Source organism: Brevibacterium sp. S22 (assembly GCF_004745485.1).
Classification (GTDB): Bacteria; Actinomycetota; Actinomycetes; order Actinomycetales; family Brevibacteriaceae; genus Brevibacterium.
In genome coordinates, this window is record NZ_RHFG01000026.1 from 49,504 (window position 1) to 57,206 (window position 7,703).

A 7,703-nucleotide genomic window follows, 5' to 3' on the forward strand; every position below is an offset into this window, starting at 1 on the left:
ATGCACAGCCGCAGATTCCTCTCCGCCCTCGCCGGACCGCTCATCGGCGTCTTTGTCCTCGCGGGCTGTTCCCACGCCCCGGATGACTTCGACCGGACGCCCGAGCAGGTCACGATCGAACTCGACGCCGTCGACTCCTCCGATCTGCAGCTGCCGTTGATCATCGAACCCCTCGAACTCGTCGAACCCGGGTGGGACCTGCCGCCGGCGCACCTCGGCGAGGTCTTCCTCTCCGCAGCCGCCGGTGACGAGAGACTCGACTTCTCCGCCGTCGACGTCCACGGCTCCACACTGTGGCAGGCGCAACGACCGAGCGGATGCACCGGATTCACCATCAGCGTCGGTGCCGACGGCACTCCGCTGGCCGTGCTCACCGATTCCGAGTCGTCGACGGACTGCGACGAGGATGTCACCGCGAGCGCCTATGACCTCGAAACCGGCGAGCAGGTGTGGGGGCCGGTCGATGTGCCCGGCCCGATGCGCGGACCGGGCACGGTCTTCGCCGCCGAGGATGCCGAACCCGCCGAGGCTCTCGCCCTCGATCCGGCCACCGGCGAGGCGGTGCAGGACGGATCCTCGGACGTGCGCCGCCTCGGCGAGTATCGGGGCACGATACTGAGCATCGACGGCGAGAGGCTGCGCGCCACCGGTGAGCAGTCCTGGGAGCTGTCGCTGCCGGACAACGGCTGGAACGCCGATGAGCTGCGCGCCGTCGCCGAGGCGGATCCGGGCGAGGATGTCATCGCCCTCGACGCCGGTGACGGAGTCGGTCCGGTGCTCGACCGCGAAACAGGCGAGTTGCTCGATGGCGACGCCCGCGGGGTCGCCCAGGATGCGAACACCGGGGCCATCGTGACGCTCGGCAAGCAGGGGCTGACGGTCATCGATGACACGGGCAAGAACGAGCTGCCGGTCTCGGTGCCGCAGTCGGTCGACCTCGAGGCGGCGGTCGGGGGCCTGATCTATCTGCGCGAGGGTGGCACGCTGCGCGTCCACAATGCCGCGACCGGCAGTCTTGCCCGCGGCTACCCGGCCGACGGCTCAGGTGTGGTCGCGGTGCCGGCAGCATTCACCCCGGACGGTCTGGGCACAGTGCAGGCAGGCGACCGGACGCTGCTGGCCACCGATCGTGTCGTCGAGGAGACGGGCGAGAGTTAGAGGCGCGACCCGCGGTCATTGCTTGAACGACTCGGAACAATCAGGCCGCAGATGTATCGGCGCCGAGGAGAGAAGCATTGAACAGCGTGTAGTCTCCAAAAGACGGGTATAGACAATCGTCAAAAGTCTTCTTGCGTCGTTCCGACTGAACCCATTCGCGAACTTCCGGCCAGTACCAAAGACTCGTGCCATCGGTGATGACTGGCAACGGAAACGAATCGTCCTTGGACCAGCGCTGAGCAGCTTGCCGGGACACGCCGAACCGATCAGCCATCGAACTGACGGTCACGAAGCTGGGGACTGCCCGCACGACTTCAATTCCATCCGCGATCAATTTGTGATGCGCTTCGTACAATGCTTCGTGCGCAGCCACACCACCGGAAACGTCTATCGTGACGAAGGGGACTCCGTCTGTGGAGTCGAAAAAATAGCCTCTCTCGCCGTAATCCATAGCTTCAGAATCAGTGACGGCACGCTTGAGCTGGAAGCGAAGATCGTAGTAGAGCACCTCAACTCCTCACGTTGAATGGCAGACGAACGGTTGCGCCAGCGCTTTGGCTGCCAGTTTCTCTAGTTGTCAAGTGTAAACAAAAAGATTTCGAGACGCTATGGTCTCCGGTTGATTTCACCTGCCGAGTACCTTTCGCAAACGTTTCAGCACGGCTGGCTTCGGTGCCGGATCTGACCGATGGTCACAGTTCGAGAGTTTTGTGCGTACACGTTTTGCGTCAATGTCAGGAACCCGCGGCGTGCTGTTGAACTGGATCTCGCATCGACCCGTTGGGCAGACAGCCCTCATACCGTGCCCGCTTGAGTAGAATCTCCATCCGAGGTCCAACATCATTTTGCCCAAGTCTCGCAGCTGCGGCTTTAACCGACCATTCACGTCTTTGGACGGAATGCGGTAGTGCTCAGAACGTGCTGGAGTCACAAGCACTCCTCATATGCGCCAGGCTCAGTAATCCCACGTGCCGTCGTTTCGTATTCGAGCGCCAGGGCAAACGTCGGTCGCGCCGAAGTGATACGGGCCGCCACCCTATCCGCCCTTTCGTGTGTGTAAACAGATTCCTGCCGCAAAGTTTCTGCCGACTGTGAGTCTAGCTTCGAGGACTGACGTAGAGGGCGAGCGCGACCGCGTCGCCGAGGACTCCGAGACGCCGTAGAGCGTGCTGCCGGCGATGCAGAAGGCCGGATCGTGTGCCGTGTGACTGCCCTGACATAATCGAGATATGAATGAGCAGCCGGACCTCGGCGCAGGTGAACTGAGAATTCGGTCGTCACGCGGACCAGAGGACTTTGCGCCCCTCGTCGCCATCTGGCGAAGCGCGGTCGACGCGACTCACGACTTCCTTTCCGAGTCGGACCGAAGTCAGATCGAATCCAAACTGGAGTCTGACTACTTCCCCGCTGTGTCGCTCACCATCGCAGAGCTGAATGGTCGACCGGTGGGATTCTCGGGTGTCCTCGACGGAAACCTCGAGATGCTGTTCATCGACGCTGAGCAGCGCGGCACCGGCATCGGCACGAGACTTCTCAGCCGCGCCGTCAACGATCACGGCGTCAGGAACGTCGATGTGAATGAACAGAATCGCCAAGCGGTGGAGTTCTATACTCGTCGAGGTTTCCACCTGGTCGCTCGCAGCGAAACCGACGAGGCCGGACGACCGTATCCGCTGCTGCATCTGCAATTGAGCTGATTCGCCTGGTTCGCGAGCTGCGAGCCTCCCCTTGCACCGGCGAATGGTCACAGACGACCGGCGATGTTCAGCCCAACCTTTCATCGCTGGCTTCACCGTCTGCCTCGAGAGTTCACGCGAATGAGCACGAGGGCGAGCAGTATGCACAGCAGGTAGGTGATGCCGACAGCGATCCAGCCGAGTTCGAAGCCGCCCGGCGAACCGACGATGACACCCATCCCCAGCGGACCGAGCGCGAAGCCGAAGAACATTCCGGCCGTGACCATTCCGCTGGCCGAGACCATTGATGCCGCAGGGATGGCACGCATGAGCGCGGCCATGAGCACAACGGAGACCCCGAGCGCGGAGATGCCGTGGAAGGCCACGGCCAACCAGACGAGCGCCGCACAGCCGGCGGCATCGGCGACGAAGAAGAGCACCGCTCCGGTCAGGGCGATGAGGGCGAGGATGAGCAGCAGGTGAGGGCCTGAGGCTCCTTTGGCCATGCGTCTGGCCCAGGTGACCCGGGCGATGACGCCGATGACTCCGGCCAGTGCTGCCGTGGCGCCGCCGAGGACGAGGCTGAAGCCCATCTCGCGCACGGCGAAGAGGGGCATGTACACGTTCGTCGCCTGCACGCCGATGCCGTTGATGAGCCCGAAGGCGGCGAGCGCCCACACCATTCCTGGGTGCTTCGCCGGGCGGGTGGTGGCCGGTTCGGCGGAACGGTCGGCCGCCTCGGCGGGGGTGTCGGTCTCTTCTTTGGGAGGGTTGGTGCCGGCCTCCTCGGCGGAGGTTTCGACCTTCGACGGTGCGGTGGGCAGCAGCGGGGTGGTGCGCAGCGACTGCCAGGTCATCGCGAGGAGGACGAGCGGGATAATGGCTGTGGTCAGGGCCGCGCCGCGCCAGCCGATGCCGATTGCGAGGACGGGGAAGAGCAGGCTTGCGACGAGCTGGCTGACCTGGACTCCGGACTGTTTGATGCCGACCCAGCCGATGCGCTTGGAGTCCGGAACGCGCTCTAACAGGATCCGGTTGGTCACGCCGTTGGGGAAGGATTGGGCGATGCCGGACAGGGCGGCGGCGAGCAGCAGCATCCAGAATCCGTCGGGCACGGCCACCAGAAGCAGCGCGAGTGTGGCGAGGACGAAGATGAACGCCATGAGCGAGAGGTCGGAATGCCGATCGGCGAGGCGGCCCAGCGTGGCGTTGCCGATCGCGGCGGCACCGAAGCAGGTGGTGGCCAGGAGTCCGAAATGGGCTTCGGAGATGCCGAGCTCGGCGATGATCGAATCGCTCGTGGCGCTGAGCCCGTAGAGCAGGATCGGTCCGGCTGCGACGGCGCCGAGGAGGACGGTCAGCAGGCCGATGCCTGGGGCCCTCTGGTCGTGGCCGGTCATCACTCACCTCCTGTCGCCGGCATGCTTCAAGTCAGCATGCTAGTCGGAGGCGGACGGCGGATGTTGTGCTGTCTCAGCTGCGGTGGCTCAGCCGCCGTCTTTTGGCTTCGACGGAACGGGTGCGGTTCCCGCGCGGTTCAGCCTTTCGAGCGTCGTACCGAGGAGCGGTAGGCCAAGGCGATGTCAACGGCGAGGATGCCGGCACCGCCGACGAGGATGGCGAGTGCCACCGCCATGGGGTGCTGTTCATTCCATGCCAGCAGCCCACCCAATATGGCGGCGACGATGACGATGAGCGCCCCGGTCCAGGACCGCTTGACCAGGTCTGTCTTCTCATCCGAGTTCTCAACGGCCTGCAGGGTGTAGGTCATCGTCACTCCATCTCGTTCTCGGCATCCTCGCTTGGTGCAGCTGAGATGCGCAGTGGTCTGTCAGTTGCGGCCGTCCCTTGCGTGCAGGACAGGCACCGAGAGCAAGATTAGCCCCGAGTTCGCGGTCCGATCGCCACATGAAGAAAATGTTGAATGTTGCAGATCTTTCACAAAGGCCGTCCTGCCCCGACGGCTGGGGCCGGTTGACTCTCCGCCGTCGGAGAACGCCCAAGCGATCGTTATGGCTGTGTTATCGAATTCCCTCCGAGGTCGGCGTTTGGATTGGTCGGGGTGCGGGACGGTCCAGGTGCGGATCGAGCTGGTCGACCCGGAGTCAGCTGACGCTCAAGTGCTGCGTCAGTCGGCGAAGCGACCGCGGTCGCCTGACAGACCTGCCTTGAGTGCCTTGGCGGCATCGTCTGCCAGGATCTCGTTGACTCCATCCTCGAACTGGTCGAGTGCAGCGGTGACGAGCTCTCCAGGGTGGTTCTTGGGAACGTCGATTCCTGCCATCATGTCGGTGTCCGTGCTTCCGAGCAGCAAGGAGCTGACCTGGATGCCCGCCCCAGCCAATTCTTCACGCAGCCCGTTCGACATCGCCCAATTCGCCGCTTTCGACGCTCCATAGGAGTTCGAGTGCTCGTAACCCAGCCAGGCCATCACAGAGGAGACGTTGAGGAAAGCGCCTCGACCGCGGTTACGCATGGCTGGCGCAAAGGCTCTGACCATGCGCAGTGCACCGACATAGTTGACCTCGATCTCTGCCTTGATGTCGTCCATCTCCCCATCGATGAGTCGGGCGAAGGATGAGAATCCAGCGTTGTTGATGACGATGTCTGCTCGACCGACCGCACGAGCCGCATCATCGACGTGCTGCTGGTCGGTGACATCGAGACGGATGGCCTCGGCTCCGGGCAGTTCGACCAGCTCTGGACGGCGCGCTGCCGCATAGACTTTCCCGGCACCGCGCTCGAGCAGCTGAGCGGCGAACTGCTTCCCCAGTCCGCGGTTCGCTCCTGTGACGATGGCGACGCTGTTCTTGATTTTCATGACCGTGCTTCCTTTCGCATTTCCCGCCGGTTCAGGAGGGTGTCTCGATGCTAGAATCTGACGTCCATGTCACGTTCAAGCCAATGAGGCGCATGTCACAGAACCCGAAGTCGTCCACCCTGTTAACAATCGGAGAGACGGCACGTCGTGCCGGCAGCAGTCCGCGCGCTCTCCGCTACTACGAGGAGCAGGGCCTCCTCGCTCCGCAGCGCACCGGAGGAGGCCAACGTCGCTACCCGCCTGACTCTGTCGAGCGAGTCCTCCTCTATCGCAGGCTCATCGACGCCGGCCTCGGCACCGAGGTGATTCGTGAGCTTCTGCCCTGTATGAACGGTTCAGCGACTGCTGACACCGTGGCAACACTGCAGCGCGAGCACAAGAAGCTTCTTGCACAAGCCCGGGAGCTCGAGGCGACCGCGAATAGACTGGAAAGCATTCTCGCCTCGCTCTGAGCTTGGATGAGGAGTCTGCGCACACGCTGATGCCCGAGGGCGCACTTCAATAAGTCACGCCGTCCGTCACAGCGTTGAGCGCAGTATCGACATCGGCCTCGTCGTTGAACAGGTGGAATCCGAAGCGCATGTTTCCTCCGGCCTGCGAGTATCGCACCCCGGCTGCGTCGAGGCGATCAAGGGCGCCGGGCCAGGAGTGCCGACTGTCGTCGAGGTCGATGGTCACGATTGCCGAATTCGATTCCGACATTCCGAGTCCGGCTCTGAAACGGTTGGCCAGAGCCAGGTCATGTGTGTGGATCTGTTCGACGCCGACGTCGAGGACCAGCTCGAGCGCCGGGGCCATGCCGACCCAGGAGTGCCAGGCCGGTGAGATGTCGAAGGCGCGGGCACCGTCGGCCAGGTGCATCGGCATCCCGTAGCTGGCCCCGCCTCCGGCAGCGAACCAGCCTGCGGCCAGAGGTGTGAGCCGGTCGAAGAACTCCGTACGGCGCAGATGGGAACCGTCGACGCCTGTCACCTGCGATGGCATCGTGAGGAAGGCGGTTCCGCGTGGGGCGCACAGCCACTTGTAGGCGGCGACGGCGAGGAAGTCGACCTCGGCTGCGTTGAGCGGCAGCCATCCGGCCGCCTGAGTGCCGTCAAGGACGGTGAGTGCTCCGACTTCCCGAGCGCGGCGGGTGATCGCCGGGATGTCGGCAACCTCGCCGGTTGCTGACTGTGCGGCGGAGAACGAGACGAGCGTCGTGGACTCATCGACCGCCTCGGCGAGGGTGGTCAGTGGCGCGGTGCGCACGCGCACACCGCGGTCGGCGTGGACTGCGAACGGGTAGACCCCGGAGGTGAACTCGATGTCGGGGATCAGGACCTCCGCTCCGTCGGGCAGGGCTGCGGCGATCGGGGCGAGCAGTTGGGACACGGCCGCCCCGGTGACCACCTGATCGGCGGGCACACCGACGAGCCGGCCGAACAGCTCCCGGCTGGCATCGACGGATTCCGCCCACGTCTGCCAGGGAACACTTCCGGCTCGCCATTCGTCGAGTGATCGCTGCATCGCATCCCACCCTCGCCGAGGCGGCGGACCGTAGGAGCATGTGTCGAGAAAGGTGCGGTGCACGTCCCATTCGGCGCGGGCCTGTGTGATAGTCAGGGGCGGTGCGGACACGGCTGGGTCGGTCGGCTCGGGTGCGGGCGGTGCGGAATCGGCGTTGATATCCATGCCAGCGAATCTAGCACCGGAACGGCGGAGCCGCCTCGGCGAAGTCAGGCCACGCGTTCGGGGTACGAGTACGCGTTGAACCTGCCCTTACGGTCGAGGCCGATGACGCTCACGCCGACATCCTTGCCGTACTCGACAGCCATCGCCGCTTTACACTTCGAAACCTTCGTGCAATACTCATCAACATAGCTCCTCGCCGTCCTCCGGGACTGGCGAGGCTTTTTACCTTCAGGAGCCGCAATGTCGCAGCTGCGAACAGCCATCGTCATCGACTACCAGAACTTACATCTGACCGCGCATGGCCTGTTCGACAGATACCGTCCTCCTCATGAATCACTTATTCACCCGGGTCAGTACGCCAAGAACCTCATTCAGCG

The 7,703-nt window shown here is 63.8% G+C and carries 9 protein-coding genes; 3 read left to right on the forward strand and 6 right to left on the reverse strand.

Annotation, left to right across the window (positions count from 1 at the left end; translation table 11 throughout):
* Positions 1-1,158, forward strand: coding sequence for a hypothetical protein (locus EB835_RS16710; RefSeq protein WP_135810581.1), 1,158 nt, complete (start codon positions 1-3; stop codon positions 1,156-1,158).
* 40 nt (positions 1,159-1,198) lie between these two features.
* Here EB835_RS16710 and EB835_RS16715 read toward each other — a convergent pair whose 3' ends face one another.
* On the reverse strand, positions 1,199-1,666 hold the full coding sequence (locus tag EB835_RS16715) for a helix-turn-helix transcriptional regulator (protein WP_135810582.1): 468 nt from the start codon (positions 1,664-1,666) through the stop codon (positions 1,199-1,201).
* Positions 1,667-2,387: 721 nt separating this feature from the next.
* Here EB835_RS16715 and EB835_RS16720 point away from each other — a divergent pair.
* Positions 2,388-2,855, forward strand: coding sequence for an acetyltransferase (locus EB835_RS16720; protein WP_135810583.1), 468 nt, complete (start codon positions 2,388-2,390; stop codon positions 2,853-2,855).
* A 92-nt stretch (positions 2,856-2,947) separates the two neighbouring features.
* Here EB835_RS16720 and EB835_RS16725 read toward each other — a convergent pair whose 3' ends face one another.
* The 3 genes from EB835_RS16725 to EB835_RS16735 form a co-directional block, all read right to left on the reverse strand.
* Entirely contained in the window at positions 2,948-4,234 is a 1,287-nt protein-coding gene (locus tag EB835_RS16725) for an MFS transporter (protein WP_135810584.1), read from the reverse strand.
* A 137-nt stretch (positions 4,235-4,371) separates the two neighbouring features.
* Positions 4,372-4,605 carry a hypothetical protein gene (locus EB835_RS16730; protein WP_135810585.1) on the reverse strand — a complete coding sequence of 78 codons (234 nt, stop codon included), beginning with the start codon at positions 4,603-4,605 and terminating at the stop codon, positions 4,372-4,374.
* A gap of 357 nt (positions 4,606-4,962) precedes the next feature.
* Positions 4,963-5,655, reverse strand: coding sequence for an SDR family oxidoreductase (locus EB835_RS16735; RefSeq protein ID WP_135810586.1), 693 nt, complete (start codon positions 5,653-5,655; stop codon positions 4,963-4,965).
* Positions 5,656-5,747: 92 nt separating this feature from the next.
* Between EB835_RS16735 and EB835_RS16740 the strand changes: the two genes are divergently transcribed.
* Entirely contained in the window at positions 5,748-6,107 is a 360-nt protein-coding gene (locus EB835_RS16740) for a MerR family transcriptional regulator (RefSeq protein ID WP_135810587.1), read from the forward strand.
* Positions 6,108-6,153: 46 nt separating this feature from the next.
* Here EB835_RS16740 and EB835_RS16745 read toward each other — a convergent pair whose 3' ends face one another.
* Together EB835_RS16745 and EB835_RS20695 are read right to left on the reverse strand one after the other, a co-directional pair.
* Positions 6,154-7,326 (reverse strand): aminotransferase class V-fold PLP-dependent enzyme, encoded by a 1,173-nt coding sequence (locus tag EB835_RS16745; protein WP_205749968.1) that lies wholly within the window; start codon positions 7,324-7,326, stop codon positions 6,154-6,156.
* Between the two features lie 44 nt (positions 7,327-7,370).
* On the reverse strand, positions 7,371-7,469 hold the full coding sequence (locus tag EB835_RS20695; RefSeq protein WP_240688808.1) for a formate dehydrogenase accessory sulfurtransferase FdhD: 99 nt from the start codon (positions 7,467-7,469) through the stop codon (positions 7,371-7,373).
* Positions 7,470-7,703: the final 234 nt, after the last annotated feature.